This is a genomic window from Paenibacillus jamilae, assembly GCF_050482105.1.
In the GTDB taxonomy this organism is placed as follows: domain Bacteria; phylum Bacillota; class Bacilli; order Paenibacillales; family Paenibacillaceae; genus Paenibacillus; species Paenibacillus jamilae_B.
The window spans coordinates 459,224-478,176 of the sequence record NZ_JBCNHI010000018.1; the positions used below are offsets into that span (position 1 = coordinate 459,224).

Below are 18,953 nucleotides of genomic sequence, written 5' to 3' on the forward strand. Positions count from 1 at the left end.
TGAAGGAGCGAGTTATGGAATCGCGGCATTTGTTTACCTTTTTAAATGTGGTTGAGGCAGGCAGTTTCACGCGAGCAGCGCGTATACTGGATTATGCACAGTCGAGTATCACTGCCCAAATTCAAACACTGGAGACGGAATTGGGTACGCCGCTGTTTGATCGCATTGGTAAGAAAATTATGTTGACCGATGCCGGACGACGTCTGCTGCCATATGCGCAGGAAATTTCCAAAATGCATGCTATGGCTAAGGATGCGCTTCGCTCAGAAACAGAATTGGCGGGTACGCTAAAAATAGGGGCGCCAGAGTCACTGGCTGCTTTTCGTTTGCCGAGTCTGATTCGTGAGTACAGGGAGCGGTACCCAAAGGTCAAAATTGTACTTAAACCCGGCGAATGCTGGGAATTACGTGATTTGATCCGTTCCGGTGAACTGGATTTGGCTTTTTTGCTTCAGCCTGAGACGGAGGATAGGGAGCTGAATATCACCACGCTTATTCATGAGCCCATGGCGCTGGTTGCACCACTGAAGCATTCGCTGGTTGCCTATACACAGGTAGAACCTGCCGACTTGAAGGATGAAACCATATTGCATACAGAGGCTGGATGTACGTACCGTATCCTTTTTGAGCAGTATTTGAACAAACATGGTATCTTTGCAGACCCTAGTCTGGAATTTTGGAGCATAGAAGCCATCAAGCAATGTGTCATGGCTGGACTAGGTATTGCGCTGCTTCCGCTGGTTACAGTACAAAATGAACTGCGAGAAGGGAAAATGGCGCGTCTAGCCTGGGATGACAGTGAACAGCAGGTGGCTACTCAGGTTGCTTATCATACGAAAAAGTGGAAATCGCCAGCTCTCAGTGAATTTTTACAGATCGTTGAGCAGCATGTAACACATTGGCGTGCATGAGTTCAAGCCATTGCGGCATATGCTTATACAAATAATATTTTTTCCTTTTCGCCTATTCACTCAACATTCGCCCACAACCTGCATACATATGTATGGAATGATTGATTGTATGGAGGAGGTTCAAGAATGGCATTAAGTCATAAAAATCGTAGAGAGATTATTACCAAAGCGATCTGTGGTAAAGGTCGCAGATTCTCTACCGTAACCCATACCGTAACTCCGCCGAATAATCCGACCAGTATTTTGGGGGCATGGATTATTAACCACCAGTATGAAGCTATGGCGGCTGGGGACGGCATTGAGGTCGTCGGGACGTATGATATCAATATCTGGTATTCATACGATAAAAACTCGCAGACCGATGTGGCTAAGGAAACGGTATCGTACGTCGAAAATGTGCCGCTCTCGTATCTTGATCCGAAGCACCGGGCGTCTACAGTGGAAGTATCCGCCGAAGCTACACAGGAGCCAAGTTGCGTTGAGGCCAGTGTGTCTTCTGGAGGTGGCAGCGTAATGATCCGGGTCGAGCGGGAATTTGCGGTGGAGCTGGTGGCGGAAACGAAGATTGTTGTAGAAGTATTCCCGTATGGCAGCAGTGAAGATTTTGACAAGGACTTTGATTTTGGAGCGGAAGAGGGGGACTATGAGGAGCTCGACCCCGACCTCATTGACGACGAGCTCTGACAGGAGTGACCAAGAAGAGGGCCACTTTACTCTTTGCGCTGGCTGATATTGCGCAAGGGGGAAAGGCCCTCCTTTTTTGTCGTTTTGGATCATTTTAGTCCATACGTAGAATCGATAAGGAGGAGTAGGATGCTGCAACCGGGACAGGCGCTCAGACGTTTCAGACAGATGACGGACGATGAAAAAATGCGCAGACTGGAGCGTTCAGGTATATCGGTTCGTTGGCTGGATGATAGTACAGCAGATTTTGCGATAGGTTATGCGGTGCAAATTCATCAACTGCGGGTGCTAGAAATCCGTAGAAGCCCCCTCGAACGCTCTACTAAAGTCAGCGTATATGATCTGTCTGTACTAGATCACCAGTCACCGCTCTATGTCCGGATGGAGCGGCTGGCTGTACGGGCGCTGTATACACTTGGTTTGGACAGTGGTGAGGTAGTGCTCGTGCCGCTGGGAGAACGTAATTGTCAGGTTCGTCAAATTTTGGCACAACCATGGCTGAACGATAGACGTTTGGCTGCGCTATACGAAGTTGCTGCTCGTGAAGATGATGCTCCGGGAGAGGATTTTTCAGAGGAACGAGGGAAAACTCGACTACTAATCGGAATGGACCCTGAATTTGTGCTGGTTCGTATGCCAGAAGGACGGGTCGTTCCGGCCTCTAGATATTTGGGCCGACTAGGTGTAGCTGGCTGCGATGCCGTTACCCGCCGAGGACGAACGTTGTATCCCGTCGCTGAGCTTCGTCCTGCACCAAGTGAAGATCCGGTCCTTCTGTTGAGGCACCTGCGTCAAGCTTTTGCTACAGCAGCTCGGCGCATAGACGACCGCACACTCATCTGGCAGGCAGGCGGAATGCCGCAACCGGGTTTTCCCCTAGGCGGTCACCTGCATTTTAGCGGGGTTCCGCTAAATGGTGCCTTGCTACGGGTGCTAGATAACTATTTGGCGCTGCCTCTGGCCCTACTGGAAGACAAGCGCTCAGCTCGGCGCAGACCGCATTATGGAAATTTAGGCGATTTTCGCCGTCAATCGTATGGAGGCTTTGAATATCGTACCCTGCCCAGTTTTCTAATCTCGCCACAGCTGGCGAAAGGTGTGATCGGAATGGCGTTTCTGATCGCTTCTCAATACTCGCGTTTGCACCGTAGGCCGCTGGGGGAGGAAGAGGCTCACAGGGCCTTTTATGAGGGAAACCGAATTGTGCTTAGAGAGTATATGGAACCACTTATTTTAGATTTGGTTTCCCTAGAGATCTATTCTCAATATGAAGCTTATATCGCGCCGCTGCTGGACAGCCTCCGCAAGGGAAAGCAATGGGATGAGACACGGGATTTGCGTCCATACTGGAAACTTTCATAAAATCTAGTGTCAACACCTGAGATGGTTTCATGTTATCGACTGTCATTTTTGATATAATGAAAGGTAATTACAAGTTTAAACGGAACAAAGTGTGGGGGTTAGGTAACGGTATGTCTAAATATACACCGATGATTGAGCAATATTTATCTATAAAAGAGCAGGCTAAAGATGCATTTTTGTTTTTCCGCCTGGGAGATTTTTACGAGATGTTTTTTGATGATGCGATTCTTGCATCCAAGGAGCTGGAAATTACACTGACGGGTCGCGAGGGAGGCGTCGCGGAGAAAATTCCGATGTGCGGCGTGCCTTATCATTCAGCAGAAAATTACATACAACGCCTCATTGAGAAGGGGTATAAGGTAGCCATCTGCGAGCAAATGGAGGAAGCCTCAGCTACGAAGGGAATGGTGCGACGGGACATTGTCCGTGTTGTAACTCCGGGTACGGTCATGGAGGGCAAGGTGCTGGGTGACAAATCCAACAACTACATGGTATGTGTCACAGAGACGGACGGGATGCTGGCATTGGCGGCGTGTGACTTGTCGACAGGTGAACTTTATGTGACATCCGTACCTGACTCCAAAGAATGGCTATTAGATGAAATCAACATTTATGAGCCGTCCGAAATGTTAGGGGATGGTCATTTGCTCGATTTCGTGACCTCCCGCATGTCTCCCATCGGACGGCGTGTTGTGTATACGGCTTGGGACAAATCCAAGGATGATCTAGTGCGGGATCAATTCGGTGAAGCCACGTGGGCAAGGCTTACGGAGGAGCGCAGACGGTGTGTATCGCGCCTGATTTCCTATTTAAATGAAACGCAAAAAAGGTCGTTAGGCCAACTGACCCAAATTTCGGTTTATGAGCCCAATCATTTTATGATTTTGGATCCATTTACCCGCCGGAATCTGGAGCTGGTGGAGACAGTACGTGAACGCTCCAAGAAAGGCTCGCTGCTGTGGCTGCTGGATCAGACAGAGACATCCATGGGCGCACGTTTGTTGCGTCGTTGGATCGACAAGCCGCTGTTGAGCAGCAATTTAATAGAGGAACGGTTAGAAGCGGTAGACAAGCTGTATCACCAGTTTATTTTCCGCGAGGATGTACGTGCTCAGCTCAAAGAGATTTACGACCTGGAGCGTTTGGTAGGACGGATCGCTTTTGGTAGTGCTAATGCACGAGATTTGATCGCTCTCAAGCTGTCTCTGGCCCAAATTCCGTCTTTGCGCGAATTGTGCGCTGAATCCCCGTCGAATACGCTGCGACGAATTGCCCAAACATTGGACAGCTGTACAGACCTGTGTACGTTGATTGAGGAAGCAGTCGCTGATGAGCCTCCGATTTCCGTAAGAGATGGAGGGCTTATCAAAGAAGGCTACCATCAGCGTCTGGACGAGCTGCGCGAGGCGAGTGTGAACGGGAAGCGTTGGATCGCTGAACTGGAGGCTAAGGAACGTGTAGCAACCGGCATTCGGTCGCTCAAAATCGGATACAACAAAGTATTTGGTTATTACATCGAGGTGACCAAATCCAATTTGGCTTCATTGCCAGAAGGGCGATATGAACGCAAACAGACGTTAGCAAATGCCGAACGGTATATCACACCGGAATTGAAGGAGAAGGAATCGTTGATTCTGGAAGCTGAGGATAAGATGGTTGATCTGGAGTACACACTTTTCTCCGAGCTTCGTAGTAAACTGAACGCTGAAATTCCCCGTCTGCAAAAGCTGGCAGAGCAAGTTGCTGAAATTGACGTGTATCAGTCACTGGCAACGGTTAGCGCAGAACGAGGATTTGTAAAGCCTGAACTGACATCAGGATATGATTTTGTAGTGGAACAGGGGCGGCATCCCGTAGTGGAAGCCGTCATGAAAGATGGCGGCTTTATCGCCAACAGTACAGTGCTGGAAGAAGCCGATGCGCATATTCTACTCATTACCGGTCCCAATATGGCTGGGAAAAGTACGTATATGCGTCAAGTTGCACTCATCGCCATTATGGCTCAAATTGGCTGCTTTGTCCCGGCTGCACGTGCTAAAGTACCAATGCTGGACCGTATTTTCACACGGATTGGCGCAGCCGATGATCTCATCGGGGGGCAGAGTACGTTTATGGTTGAAATGGCAGATATTCAAGTTATGACAGACAAGGCAACTCCGCGAAGCTTGATTATTATAGATGAATTGGGACGTGGGACGTCCACCAGTGAAGGAATGGCCATTGCACAAGCGGTCATCGAATTTGTGCATGATACGATTGGCTGTAAGGCGCTGGTATCGACCCATTTCCATGAGCTGGCCCATTTGGAGCAAGGTCTGCTGTCGCTGCGAAATTACTCCATGGCCGTGCAGGAAAGCGGTGATAAGGTGAATTTCCTGCGTAAGCTCATACCAGGTGCGGCTAGTAGTAGCTATGGTATTTATTGTGCACGGCTTGCAGGCTTGCCTAATAACATTATTGAGCGGGCGAATGGTCTGTTATATGGTTTTGAGCAGGCGGCGGCTCAGGTAACGGCAGGCACCGAGATAGTAGGAGAAACGAAGGAAGCGACTGATCTTCGTTCAGTTTCAAAGACAGAAGAGATTTCTCCAATGACCGCAAAACATGCAGACACGACACTGCGAGCAAACGGAGAAAACGCACCGCAATTCCAGTCTGGGTCACAGCAAGCTACTCTGGTAAAAGAAGATACTCTGGAGATTGTGGAAGACTCAAGCAAGCTGGAGCAAGCAGCATCTGAAGTGATACAGCTGTCCATTTTCGGAGAGCAGGACCTCGCTCCCTCGAAGCCACACTCAGAGAGGGTAGAAGCTAATCCGATCGTAGACCAAATTTTGCGGAAGGTTAAAAATGCGGATGTCATGAACATGACACCCTTACAGGCGATGCAGCTGTTAAATGATCTAAAAAATAAGGCTAATGGTCTGTAATTAAAAATATTATACTTTTTTGCTTTTTTTCATCACACTTTGCAATCAGGAGGAGGTTAACAGGATGTCTAAAATTAAAGTGCTGGATGAGCATATTGCGAACCAGATTGCTGCCGGTGAGGTTGTGGAACGTCCAGCCTCCGTCGTGAAGGAACTGGTGGAAAATGCGATTGATGCTGGTGGTACACGGGTGGACGTATGGGTAGAAGAGGGTGGCCTACAAAGTATTCGGGTGACGGATAATGGGAGTGGGATTGAGCCTGAAGACGTAGAAACGGCATTTTATCGGCATGCGACAAGCAAAATCGGACATGGCCGTGACCTGTTCCAGATCACAAGTCTCGGCTTTCGAGGAGAGGCATTGCCAAGTATAGCGGCTGTATCGAAAGTAGAACTGCTCACAGCAGCCGGAGATGACGGCCGTGCCCGTAAATTGGTGATTGAGGGCGGCAAACTGGTGCTTCACGAAGATGCTGCTGGTAGGCAGGGGACGGATTTTACCGTACGCGATCTGTTTTATAATACGCCAGCACGGCTAAAATATATGAAAACGATCCAGACGGAGCTGGGACACATTTCGGACGTATTGTACCGGATGGCGCTTTCACACCCGGAAGTGGCCTTCACATTGCGGCATAATGGCAATACATTGCTGCAAACGCTGGGAAATGGCGATTTACTACAGGTAATAGCTGCTATTTATGGAACTTCTGCGGCGAAATCGATGTTGATGCTGGAAGGAGAAAGCCTTGATTACCGAATTAGTGGCTATGTCAGCCGTCCAGAGTGGACCAGATCGAATCGAAATGCAATCTCGACAGTAGTGAATGGGCGATTTGTGCGGAGCTTTGGGCTCAATCAGGCACTGCTCAAAGCGTATCATACTTTGTTGCCAATCAATCGTTATCCGCTGGCTGTGATCCAACTGGACATGCATCCTTCTTTGGTGGATGTTAACGTCCATCCAGCCAAGCTTGAGGTGAGGTTTAGCAAGGAAGCTGAGCTGTTTCAACTGGTTGAAGATTCGGTAAAAGCTGTTTTAGGGCAGCAAGTGCTCATTCCGAAGGCAGTTAAGCGCGAAATTGGTGGCAAGGATAGCGGCTCATTTGTGCAGGAGCAGTTTCATTTCTCGAAAGGAAACGGTGCAGAAGTAGATGCTTCTTCAACAGATGTTCACAATAGAACGCTACCTCTTTCTATGGCTTCGCTGCAGGTCCAAGAATCGCTGCAATCCGATCATATAGACAGCAATGAAAGTAATGAAAAGAGCAAGAGGATTCGCCAGGAACGTGAGCAACTTCCGAATAGGGGGAGCCATTCAGTCATTGGACAGGCCAACACACCCGCTCGTCAAAGTATAAGTGATGATGAACTGGATGCAGATTTCGTGGAAGAAAACAACGGGAGTGATGTTAGAGGAGACGTGTCACTTCCTGATCGGACGACTACACGGGCGTCTACAGGAGATCATGCAGAAAAAACAGACACTTCTTCCTTGTACATCGAAGGAATACATGAAACGGCCGCTTCTGCTGCTTACCGGTCTTCTGCTTCGACAGTCGCAGACAACGCTTCTAATTTCACAAATCCGAAGCCGCGTCAGGAACGTCTGAATACGGAGCAATTGGCAGCGTTGTCGGGGGCAGCTCCTGAGGTGCCTACTTTTCCTGAGCTGAATTTAATCGGTCAGCACCATGGAACCTATCTGATTGCGCAGAACGATCAGGGCTTATATTTAATTGATCAGCATGCTGCGCATGAGCGGGTTAACTACGAATTTTATTACGAAAAATTTGGCAATCCTGAATCAGTCTCACAGGAACTGCTATTGCCAATTACGTTGGATTTTACGCCTTCCGAGACGGAAAAATTGAAAACAAGACTACACTGGTTTGAACAGGCGGGGGTGTATTTGGAGCATTTTGGTGGGCAAACCTTCCGTGTCAGCTCTTATCCGTATTGGCTCCCCAAAGGGGAAGAAGCAGATGTCATTGAGGAAATGGCTGGATGGGTGCTGGAGGAAAAAGCCATTGATCTTGCTAAACTGCGGGAAGCTGCTTCAATCATGTGCTCGTGCCGGGCTTCGATTAAAGCAAATCAGAAGCTGACCGACCGGCAGGCTGTCGTGCTGCTAGAGCGTTTGGCAGCCTGCAAACAGCCATATACCTGTCCCCATGGGCGTCCCATCGTTGTTTCCTTTTCCACATATTATTTGGAAAAGTTGTTTAAAAGAGTAATGTAAGGGAGTATAAATATGTTGCAGGATTGGGAAAACCGTGAAGAAACAAAGCAGAGGATGCTTCGTGAGAAGCAAGCTGAACTACTGGTCACGACAGGAGATTCTCCCTCGGCCGAGGTTGTAGAGCGCGCGAAGTTGCTTGCAGTAGAGCTCGGGGTGCTGTACGCCCCACGTCGTGGCATATCCGTAGCTAAGCTAATCGCGGCTCATAAAGTCCGTCAGGCTCTGGTGCTGGTACAGGGCGAAGTGAGGCTGATTGGTCTGGAACAAGCACCGATGGCTTTTCATCCAAGCATGGGCTTCATTCGAGCCAAAAGGGTATTGAAGGGCGAGCCTGACCCCATGTTGACGGCTGCCCGACTTGTCCCGGGAGATACTGTACTGGATTGCACGGCAGGATTAGGTACGGATTCACTTTTATTTTCCATTGGAACAGGAAGTTCTGGACAAGTCACAGCTGTGGAGAGTTCATTCCCCGTCTATGCACTAATCAAGGATGGAATGAGACATTACCGCTCCGGTAACGCTGAAGTAGATAGAGCTTTTTCCGGCATTGACGTTCGTTTTGGTCATCATCTGGACTATTTGCGTAGCTTGCCAAACCGTAGTGTCGATATTATTTATTTTGACCCGATGTTCCGTGATCCGTTGCTCGATTCCAGTGCAATCGGTCCATTGAGAGGATTGGCCAATCCAGATGCATTAGATGAAGAAAGTATTGTTCAAGCAAAAAGGGTTGCACGAAAGACAATTGTATTGAAAGAAAAAAGGGGTAGCGGAGAGTTTTCCCGTCTCGGCTTCCGTGTAGAGCAACGAGGCACAACGAAAACAGTGTACGGAGTGATTGATATTGACAGTGGCATCTAAGCCTAAACTACTTGTTCTTGTGGGCCCGACTGCGGTTGGCAAGACGAAATTAAGCATCGAGATGGCTCAACAATTTGACGCGGAAATTATTTCCGGGGATTCCATGCAGGTATACCGTCATATGGACATTGGAACTGCCAAAATTTCCGAGCAGGAAATGAAAGGAATCAAGCACCATTTAATTGATATTCATGAGCCTGAATACCCATATTCAGTAGCCCAATTTCAGGAAGACTGTCGTCGTCTCATACCAGATATTCAATCTAGAGGAAAGCTGCCATTTATCGTAGGCGGAACGGGTTTATATGTAGAATCCGTTTGCTATGAATATAAGTTTTCCGAGGTCGGGGCAGATGAAGCTTTTCGTCAGGAACAGCTTGACTACGCTGAACAGTTTGGAGCCGATGCGCTTCATGCGCGACTTCAGGCAGTTGATCCCGAAAGTGCGCTTCGTCTGCATCCTAATGATCGTCGTCGAGTCGTGAGAGCGCTGGAAATTTACCATGTTAGCGGAACAACACTTAGCTCTCAGCTTGCCAGTCAAAAAAAGGAATCTCCCTACCAACTCTGCATCGTAGGTTTGACAATGGATAGGCAAATGCTATATAAACGTATTGAAGACCGAATTGACGGGATGCTCGATCAAGGGCTTGTTGCTGAGGTAACCTCCTTAATGGAACGGGGAGTGCGAAGCGATGCCATCTCCATGCAAGGTCTAGGCTATAAAGAGATATCCTCCTACCTGCGGGGAGAGGTGTCTTTGGAGGAGGCGGTGACTTGGCTAAAACGGGATACGCGTCATTTTGCGAAGCGACAGCTCTCGTGGTTTCGCCATATGAAGGATATCCAGTGGGTAGATGTCACTGATTTCGAAAATTTTTCTGCTCATGCAGCCCGAATACACGAAATTATAGCAGGAAAGTTCCGGACAGACCTTGAATATACTTCAAAACAATCCAAATGATTATTGGGGGTACGGCTAAAATGAACAAGTCTATTAATATCCAAGATACGTTTCTGAACCAATTGCGCAAGGATTCTATACCTGTAACGGTATACCTCATCAATGGATTCCAGGTGCGAGGAACGATTAAAGCGTTTGACAATTTTACAATTGTTATCGACTCGGATGGGAAGCAACAGTTGATCTACAAGCATGCCATCTCCACCTTTACACCGCAACGCAATGTATCGCTTGTACAACAAGATAACGCTAGCGATAACTGATTACGTCGTGACGGTCGCCCGGATTATGAAACTTTTCAGGCGTCCGTCTCGTCTAACCGTATAGGAATGTGACCGGGAGCAACCTGATCAGGGTTGTTCTTTTCATTCCGTTTACTTTCATGTTGCCAACAGCCAGCCTTGAGCTTAAGCTCGGCGACATTATGATTAATAGCGAAAGGGAGTCAGGGGAATGCCAAACGATTCATTGTCCAGATCCGGCAATCGCAATAGAAACACATCTAAAGAGAAGCCGAAGGGCAAGAAAAAGAAAATAACAGGTAAGCGAGTTGGGTGGACGCTGTTTATTACAGCAGCATTAGCCATATTTTGCGCACTTGGTGGCTATTTATTTGTCATGGTTAATGGCGAAAAAATCTACAAAGCCAACAAGGACAAAATTACCGTGAACGAGACATCAAAGGTTTATGACCGCAATGGTGTGCTTATGGGTGAGCTGTCTGTGCAAAAAAGTGATCCTGTGAAAAGTGAAGAAATTCCACCGTTGCTCAAAAAAGCTTTTATCGCAACTGAGGATAAACGATTTATGGAGCATCAGGGTGTAGATATTTGGTCTATCGGGCGAGCGGCCGTCAAGGATATCGTGGCTCGTTCTGCGGTGGAGGGCGGTAGTACGCTGACTCAGCAGTTGGCCAAAAACTTGTTTTTGACACGTGACAAAACCTTTTTCCGTAAAGCGACAGAGGTATCCATCGCAATGGCGCTGGAGCGGAATTTGACTAAAGATGAAATTATTACACTCTACCTGAACCGAATTTGGTTTGGGCGCTCATATTCGGGCATTAAAGCAGCGTCGGAAGGTTATTTTGGCGTGTCAGACTTAAACCAATTAAAATTGTGGCAAATTGCTACACTGGCAGCTATTCCGAAAGGGCCATCTAAGTATAATCCGATCAGTAACCCGGAAAACTCAAAGGTCCGGCGTGCTGTGGTTCTCCAGCTGATGTTTGAGCAGGGAATGATTGGCAAGCAAGAGATGGAAGAGGCCAAGGCGGTAAATTACGATTACAAACAACCGGAAAAAGTACAAAAATATCAAAATTTCATGGAATATGTTATGGATGAGGCAGAGGATGCGCTGCCAGGAGTCAGTGGCAATGACCTGATTATTGGCGGTTATAAAATTCATACGACCATGGATGCTCAGGCTCAAAATGCGCTGGATCAGGCGATGGCAGATGATGACATGTTCGAAAAAAGTCCAGATGATCAGCCTGTCCAAGCCTCTATGGTTATTATTAACAACCAAACAGGCGGGATTGCCGCGATGGCACCTGGACGGGATTACAAAAAGGGAACCTTCAATCGTGCGACACAGAGCCGCAGACAGCCAGGTTCGGCCTTTAAGCCGATTGTAGCCTATGCGCCAGCTCTTGAATCAGGTAAATTTACGATAGATACTCCTTTAAGTAACGAACGGCAGAGTTTTAACGGATACAGTCCGAAAAACTTGCACGGTTACTCTTCGACGATTAGCATGATCGAGGCCATTACGAAGTCTGAAAATATACCACCTGTATGGTTGTTGAACCAAATCGGCGTGGAAAAAGGGGTGCAATTCGCCGAGAGCGTAGGCATACCAATGGACAAAAATGATCACTCGCTTGCTATCGCATTGGGGGGATTAAGCAGAGGAACAAATACCCTTGAAATGGCACAGGCTTATAGCGCTTTTGCCAATAAAGGACAATTCCAAAAAGCCTACTCCATTAAGCAAATTAATAATAGTGATGATCAAGTGGTGTATACTCATGATGAGGAATCCAAATCGGTTATGAGTGAGAAAACCGCTTATGAAATGACGAAAATGATGCAAAATGTGGTCAATAGCGGCACAGGCCGCAAAGCACGTATTGACTGGCCTGTAGCTGGTAAAACGGGTACGACCCAAAGTGGAATCAGCGGCAACAGTGGTAACCGGGACATTTGGTTTGTCGGTTATACGCCGGAATATACCGGAGCGGTATGGATGGGGTATGACAAGCCGGACAGCAAGCATATGTTGAGAAACTATAGCGGACAGTCGGCAGCCTTTTTCGGAAGGGTCATGGGCGAAGCTCTCAAGGGGCACCCGGTAACACAATTTAGCGAGCCAAAGGGATATGCACCACCAGTAGAGGAGAAGCCGGAAGAGCCAGTTCAGGCCACCGCACCGAGCGGGCTGAGCGGATCTTATAGCCAGGATACCCAAATTGTATCGTTGTCTTGGAATGCGGCCGAGGGCGATAATGTACAATACCGTGTGTATCGTAAAGAGTCCTCCGAAGCAAGCTTCAGGACGATTATGGAGGCGATGAGGGGCACGAGTGGTGAAGATACATCTCCTGTAGCTGGAAAAACGTATCAATACTATGTCGTAGCTTATGGAGCGGACGGTAAAGAATCCGCAGCTTCCAATACGATTAGTGTAGAAATTCCGGCAGAGACCACTCCGGTAGATCCACAGCCAGGGACCGATCCTAATCAGAATGGAACAGTACCGGATAATGGCGAGACCATAGACGGTCAGAATGGCACAGACCAGGAGAATACGTCTCCTGGGGGTACTGATAACGGTACTGGTACTGACCAAGTTCCAACGTCTCCTGGAGTTAATAATGGGAATGGTACTGGAGGTACAGGTAACAGTAACGACAATTTTGGTACCGGAAACGATACAAACCGGGGGAATGGTCAGACAACTACACCGGATTCAGGTGTTACTGGTGAAGATACTATGACAAATTCAGTAAATACGGATACATCTACCACAGGAGCTGTAATGGATGGAAGTCAGGAAGGCAATTCCAACGGTCATTCTAACTCCAACCGTGGACGTCACAATCGAAATTAGAAAGTATGGTTTTATGTAAGTTGCATCAGCTTCAACGCAAAGGTATTTTCGGACTGTTTTGACAGTCTGAAAATACCTTTTTTGCTGTAATACAGGGCTTATTTTTGAGTGTACAGTTTAAATATGGTAAGCTGGTTTTACCAATGTTGGAGAGGAACATCATTTATGAAGCGCAAATTCGGAGACCGGGCCAACTGGCGCAGAATCACCAATCGCAAGTTTGCTTGCCGGTATGTAGAAAGTGATGCGTTTACAGGATATGTGACCCTGTATACTATTTTGAGTCTCAAGGAGCCATTATGGAAAAGTTATGGTGGTCATACGTTTTGCATAGCCGATAAAGGTTATTCCTGGTTGCAGTATTATCCAAAAGGTAAGCATTATGTGGTGACTGCTATGTTTGACAATCGAGAGCAAATCGTCGAATGGTACATTGATACCTGCCGAAATCAGGGAGTAACCGATCAAGGAGTTCCTTGGTTTGACGATTTGTATTTGGATGTTGTCGTGCTTAAAAACGGCGAAATCTTTCTGGTCGATGAGGATGAACTGGAGGAGGCGCTACAACGAGGGCATATTTCAACCCAAGAAGCAGAATTGGCTAACCGAACGGCGGCTGATCTGTTACATCAGATCGATGCTCACATGTTTCCCTATTTTAAAATGTCGCTGAAACACCGGGCAGAATGGTTTCACAACGGTGATTTCAAGAGAGAACGGTGAGAGTTTTGCAGCGGATTAAAAGCACTGGGTCCCAACCCCATAAGCCAAAAAGCAGGCAGATTCGCTCTGGGAAAATATTTATGCGATCGAAGCGTTTTACACTTGGTTTGATGATTCTCATTTTGGCTGGTTTGGTATGGGCGGGTGTCCGAGTATGGAATATGAATACAGCTGTCTCTACCACTCCGCTCCAGCATGCGCAAATAGGTATCGTACTAGGTGCCTCTATGTGGGGAGCTGAGCCGAGTCCTGGTTTAAGAGAAAGGCTAGATGAAGCCTTGCGGCTATATCGCAACGGGACGGTACAGCGTTTCATTGTTAGTGGTGGACTGGATCAACCTGATTTTCCGTATACAGAGGCCGAGGGCATGCAACGCTACTTGGTAGATAGAGGAGTCCCAATACAGCATATTGTGTTGGAAAACCAGGCGACCAGTACCTACGAAAATCTGCTCTATAGCCAGCATATCATGGAGGAGTATGGCTGGACGTCCACTGTAATCATCACACATAGCTATCATGGACCTCGGGCCATGGAGATCGCTCAATTTTTAAATTTTGATCACCCCCAGATGGCTCTGACCGAATCCAAAGTACTGAATATGCCAATTCATCAATCAAGAGAAGTATTGGCTTACGCCAAATGGACACTGCAACGGTGGTGGATCAGTGCTCAAGCTTGGATTGCCTGAATTGAGGGAGAGCTTTGTGTATGTTCTCATTGCTTTTATGCTAATAAGGACATGCCGGACCGAATACATTAATAGGGTAAGCTGTGCCTGAAGAAATGTTGAGGTGATGGATGCATGAACGGACGGGGAATCGCCGCGGGCAAGCGGTCGGAGGAGAGACCTTCCAGACAAATCAATGTCGTGCTGCGTAGCCCGGAGCCGATCGCTTCGGTGACTGTGGACGAGACGGAAGCCGTGGCTTCGACCAAGTCGCAGGCGCTACCGCAGTATCTCAGTCTTTATCAGGAAATTCAGAAAGAGCTCGATCATCTCGTCGGCTTGGATAACATCAAAGAGCTGGTATTTGAGGTATATGCCTTTTTGCAAATCGCTCATATGCGCACTGATGCGGGTCTGTTGAGCAACGCACACGTATATCACATGATTTTCAAAGGTAATCCAGGTACGGGGAAAACAACAGTAGCCCGCATTATCGCTAAAATGCTACAGAAAATGGGGGTGCTGAGCAAGGGTCATCTGATTGAGGTGGAGAGGGCTGATCTGGTAGGCGAGTATATTGGTCACACCGCACAAAAAACGCGGGACCTGGTAAAAAAATCTCTTGGCGGCGTGTTGTTCATTGATGAGGCTTACAGTCTGGCACGCGGAGGGGAAAAGGATTTTGGAAAAGAGGCGATTGATACTCTGGTAAAGTCCATGGAGGACCAAAAAAATCAGTTTATTTTGATCCTTGCCGGGTATTCGGGAGAAATGGACTTTTTTTTACGGACTAATCCTGGTCTTCCTTCCCGTTTTCCAATCCAGTTGGATTTTCCCGACTATACTGTGGATCAGCTCATCCAAATCTCGGAGATGATGGCAAAGGAACGGGATTATATCCTCATGCCTCAGTTTATACTTAAAATGAAGGAGCATTTGCTAAATGAGCGAAATGACAGTCTCCACGCATTTAGTAATGCACGTTATGTTCGTAATGTGATTGAAAAAGCGATTCGGCACCAAGCTGTTAGGTTGCTTAATCAGTACAGGAGCGGGCAACCTGGCAAGCAGGAATTGATGACCTTGCGACCAGAGGATTTGAAAATGGACAAAAGATAGGCGATAATAGGAATCTGAATCACATCGAATTGTATGACATCGAACTTGGGCCGGCCTGACATCAGGTCGGTTTCTGTTCGAGAGTTGACATGAAAATAAAGGAGCAAACAATATGGCGAACTCCACTCATGATACACAAACCGAAATGCAGGATAAGGCGATACTAGTCAGTCTAATTACGGATGAAGTCAAACGATCCGGCATCAATACGGAATATTCGTTGGAGGAACTGGTGAAGCTGGCTGAAACAGCGGGTGTTGAAGTGCTGAGTGTCCTCACACAGAATAGGGAATCCAAGGATTCAAAATGGTTCATTGGCAAAGGTAAAGTAGATGAATTGCGTGCCGTTGCTGAAGAATTGGGAGCAAATACAGCTATTTTTGATCAGGAACTCTCGGGAGCCCAGGTACGAAATTTGGAAGAAAGTCTGGATCTCAAAATCATTGACCGGACACAGTTGATTCTGGACATTTTTGCTCAGCGTGCAAAAACACGGGAAGGCATTATTCAGGTTGAACTGGCACAGTTGTCATATTTACTCCCTCGGCTGTCTGGACACGGTAAAAATCTCTCACGGCTCGGTGGCGGAATCGGAACACGTGGTCCTGGTGAAAGCAAGTTGGAGACGGACCGTCGTCACATTCGTGATCGGATCAGTGATCTGAAACGTCAGCTTGAGGAAGTGACGCGTCATCGATATTTACATAGGGAACGCAGACAAAAGGCTGGCATTGTGCAGGTGGCGCTCGTTGGCTACACTAATGCTGGCAAATCAACACTGTTGAAGCAACTGACAGCTGCCGATGTATATATTGAGAACCAATTGTTTGCGACGCTCGATCCTACCTCCAGAACCATGGAGCTGCCGAGTGGCAAAGAAGTTATTCTTACAGATACAGTAGGATTTATTCAAAATCTTCCTCATGATTTGGTAGCCTCTTTCCGGGCCACCTTAGAGGAGGTCAATGAGGCTCATCTCATTTTACATGTCGTAGATGCCTCATCGGACATGCGTGACGAACAAATGAAAGTTGTAGAGTCAATTCTGCAACAGCTGGGGGCTGCGGACAAGCCTCAGATCGTATTGTTTAACAAAAAAGATGCTTGCACTCCTGAGCAATTGGAAATGCTTCCTTCCGGGGAGGGCTATTTGAAAATCAGCGCTTTTGATGAAACGGATTTGTTACGCATTCGTGAACTGGTACAGGAGCACCTGAGCGGTGACACACTGAGATTTCGTATTCCTGCGGAACGCGGGGATTTAACATCGGTGCTTTATCGAATTGGAGATGTACTGCTGACAGAGTATGATGGCAATGATGTCATCTATGTGGTGGAAATTCAAAGAGGCGAATACGAAAAGTACGGTCATGCACTCAGTGAGTTCACAGAAAGTTAACATCTAATGACGTTGTTGGGTTAATAAAATGATAATGCTCGTCCTTCAAATGAACAACAATATAACATGATTTAGCCTAAGGCTGTGGAAGAGAGAGGGTTAAGAAGGTAAATGGTAGCTTTTAGTCCGGAAATTCAGCAAATTCAGGAAACAGTAGAACATAAAATACAAGAACGTATACAGCGCATAGATCATATCGTAGATGCAAATCAGTGGAAGGTCATTCAGGCCTTCCAGAGCAAGCAAGTGAGCGATTTTCATTTTGCGGGTTCAACGGGATATGCTTACAATGACCGGGGGCGTGAAGTGCTGGAAGAAGTCTATGCAGATGTGTTCGGTGCGGAGGCAGCATTGGTGCGTCCGCATTTTGCTTCGGGAACGCATACCATCGCTACGGCTTTATTTGGAGTATTGCGTCCAGGAGATGAGTTGTTATACATTACAGGGCGACCTTATGATACCTTACACAAAGTGATTGGTAAGCCCGGAGACGGAACAGGGTCATTACAGGATTTTGGTGTTACTTATGGAGAAACTGCGCTGACAGCAGACGGCAAAGTGGACTGGAAAGCGGTGGAGTCCGCAATCCATGCCAATACCAAGGTGATCGGTATCCAGCGTTCACGCGGCTATGATTGGAGAGCTTCCTTTAGTGTAGCAGATATTGAAGAAATGACAGCACGTGTGAAGAAGATAAAGCCTGACGTTATTGTCTTTGTGGACAATTGCTACGGTGAATTTACAGAGAAGCTAGAACCTACCCAGGTTGGTGTCGATTTGATGGCAGGTTCATTGATTAAAAATCCCGGTGGTGGCATTGCAGAAACGGGTGGATATATCTGTGGCAAACATCAATATGTAGAGCTGGCATCCTACCGATTAACAGCACCAGGAATTGGTGGAGAAGTAGGAGCTATGCTGGGGACTACACGCGGCATATACCAGGGACTATTCCTTGCTCCTACATTGGTGGGGCAAGCGGTTAAAGGAAGCATATTCGCAGCTGCTGTCTTTGAAGAAATGGGATTTGAGACCAAGCCTGCCTGGCATGAAGAGCGTACGGATTTAATTCAAGCCATTTCTTTTAGCGGCCCGGAACATCTAATTGCTTTTGTACAGGGGATTCAGCGCGCAGCCGCCGTGGATAGCCATGTCGTTCCAGAACCGTGGGATATGCCAGGCTATGAGCATCCAGTTATTATGGCTGCAGGTACGTTCATACAAGGTGGAAGTTTGGAATTATCTGCAGATGCTCCGATTCGAGAGCCTTATATTGGTTACATGCAAGGGGGCTTAACCTACTCTCATGTCAAATATGGAGTGCTTATGGCTTTGCAAACGATGAAAGAACGTAAATTATTGTGAGTTTTTCTAACATATCATTGACACTTTGCATCAGCTAAATGTACAATAAGGTGAATAATAGATCACTGGAAGGTTGATGACAAATGGGCGACGAAATTCGCAGAAATATGGCCTTATTTCCAATAGGTATTGTCATGAAGCTAACGGACTTGTCAGCGCGTCAGATTCGTTATTATGAGCAGCATAATTTGATAGTTCCTGCCCGTACATCGGGCAACCAGCGTCTTTTCTCATTTAATGACGTAGAGCGTCTGCTTGAAATTAAGGCGTTGATCGAGAAAGGTGTTAACATTGCTGGAATTAAACAAGTCATGAATCCGGTTACCAAGGAGTCGGAGGAAGCTACAGTTATTACTGCAGATACGGAAGTCAAACGCCGCGAAATGTCTGATACTCAGCTTCATCGTTTGCTGAAACAACAACTCGTTGCAGGAAAACGACCAGGACAGGTATCTTTGATCCAAGGCGAATTATCACGGTTTTTCAATAATAGATAATATTGAGTTTTTACTTTTTGGCATAAAGTTGCATTGCTTAAAAAACGTTCTCATTATTTAATTCATTTATGAAACAGCTGATTTGCATATAGTCGTTACAGAAAGGGA

15 protein-coding genes are annotated in these 18,953 nt (G+C 47.1%); all 15 read left to right on the forward strand.

Annotation, left to right across the window (positions count from 1 at the left end):
• Positions 1-14: 14 nt before the first annotated feature.
• The 15 genes from ABEW32_RS17290 to ABEW32_RS17360 all read left to right on the forward strand — a co-directional run bounded on the left by ABEW32_RS17290 (position 15) and on the right by ABEW32_RS17360 (position 18,845).
• On the forward strand, positions 15-911 hold the full coding sequence (locus tag ABEW32_RS17290) for a LysR family transcriptional regulator (protein WP_430190426.1): 897 nt from the start codon (positions 15-17) through the stop codon (positions 909-911).
• 126 nt (positions 912-1,037) lie between these two features.
• Positions 1,038-1,595 carry an outer spore coat protein CotE gene (locus ABEW32_RS17295; RefSeq protein WP_430189749.1) on the forward strand — a complete coding sequence of 186 codons (558 nt, stop codon included), beginning with the start codon at positions 1,038-1,040 and terminating at the stop codon, positions 1,593-1,595.
• A 129-nt stretch (positions 1,596-1,724) separates the two neighbouring features.
• A complete protein-coding gene (locus ABEW32_RS17300) occupies positions 1,725-2,957 on the forward strand; it encodes a putative amidoligase domain-containing protein (RefSeq protein WP_430189752.1) in 1,233 nt (410 codons plus the stop codon).
• A gap of 110 nt (positions 2,958-3,067) precedes the next feature.
• The gene (gene mutS, locus ABEW32_RS17305) at positions 3,068-5,887 is read left to right on the forward strand and encodes a DNA mismatch repair protein MutS (RefSeq protein WP_430189755.1); all 2,820 of its coding nucleotides are present in this window, start codon (positions 3,068-3,070) and stop codon (positions 5,885-5,887) included.
• Positions 5,888-5,951: 64 nt separating this feature from the next.
• Positions 5,952-8,129: a DNA mismatch repair endonuclease MutL gene (mutL, locus tag ABEW32_RS17310; protein WP_430189758.1), complete on the forward strand. Its 2,178-nt coding sequence runs from the start codon at positions 5,952-5,954 to the stop codon at positions 8,127-8,129.
• Positions 8,130-8,141: 12 nt separating this feature from the next.
• Positions 8,142-8,993, forward strand: a complete 852-nt coding sequence (locus ABEW32_RS17315; RefSeq protein ID WP_430189761.1) for a class I SAM-dependent methyltransferase — start codon at positions 8,142-8,144, stop codon at positions 8,991-8,993.
• On the forward strand, positions 8,977-9,957 hold the full coding sequence (miaA, locus tag ABEW32_RS17320; RefSeq protein WP_430189763.1) for a tRNA (adenosine(37)-N6)-dimethylallyltransferase MiaA: 981 nt from the start codon (positions 8,977-8,979) through the stop codon (positions 9,955-9,957). Before ABEW32_RS17315 ends, miaA begins: the two co-directional genes overlap by 17 nt.
• 20 nt (positions 9,958-9,977) lie before the next feature.
• Positions 9,978-10,220 carry an RNA chaperone Hfq gene (hfq, locus tag ABEW32_RS17325; protein WP_013371546.1) on the forward strand — a complete coding sequence of 81 codons (243 nt, stop codon included), beginning with the start codon at positions 9,978-9,980 and terminating at the stop codon, positions 10,218-10,220.
• A 190-nt stretch (positions 10,221-10,410) separates the two neighbouring features.
• On the forward strand, positions 10,411-13,071 hold the full coding sequence (locus ABEW32_RS17330; RefSeq protein ID WP_430189766.1) for a PBP1A family penicillin-binding protein: 2,661 nt from the start codon (positions 10,411-10,413) through the stop codon (positions 13,069-13,071).
• Between the two features lie 165 nt (positions 13,072-13,236).
• Complete coding sequence (locus ABEW32_RS17335) at positions 13,237-13,794, forward strand: ribonuclease FAU-1 family protein (RefSeq protein ID WP_013371544.1); 558 nt, start codon at positions 13,237-13,239, stop codon at positions 13,792-13,794.
• A complete protein-coding gene (locus ABEW32_RS17340) occupies positions 13,791-14,486 on the forward strand; it encodes a YdcF family protein (protein WP_430189769.1) in 696 nt (231 codons plus the stop codon). The genes ABEW32_RS17335 and ABEW32_RS17340 overlap by 4 nt, the downstream gene beginning before the upstream one ends.
• 114 nt (positions 14,487-14,600) lie before the next feature.
• Positions 14,601-15,584 carry an AAA family ATPase gene (locus ABEW32_RS17345; protein ID WP_430189771.1) on the forward strand — a complete coding sequence of 328 codons (984 nt, stop codon included), beginning with the start codon at positions 14,601-14,603 and terminating at the stop codon, positions 15,582-15,584.
• Between the two features lie 112 nt (positions 15,585-15,696).
• The gene (gene hflX, locus ABEW32_RS17350) at positions 15,697-16,983 is read left to right on the forward strand and encodes a GTPase HflX (RefSeq protein WP_430189772.1); all 1,287 of its coding nucleotides are present in this window, start codon (positions 15,697-15,699) and stop codon (positions 16,981-16,983) included.
• Positions 16,984-17,094: 111 nt separating this feature from the next.
• The gene (locus tag ABEW32_RS17355; RefSeq protein WP_430189775.1) at positions 17,095-18,348 is read left to right on the forward strand and encodes a methionine gamma-lyase family protein; all 1,254 of its coding nucleotides are present in this window, start codon (positions 17,095-17,097) and stop codon (positions 18,346-18,348) included.
• Between the two features lie 83 nt (positions 18,349-18,431).
• A complete protein-coding gene (locus ABEW32_RS17360; RefSeq protein WP_016822092.1) occupies positions 18,432-18,845 on the forward strand; it encodes a MerR family transcriptional regulator in 414 nt (137 codons plus the stop codon).
• Positions 18,846-18,953: the final 108 nt, after the last annotated feature.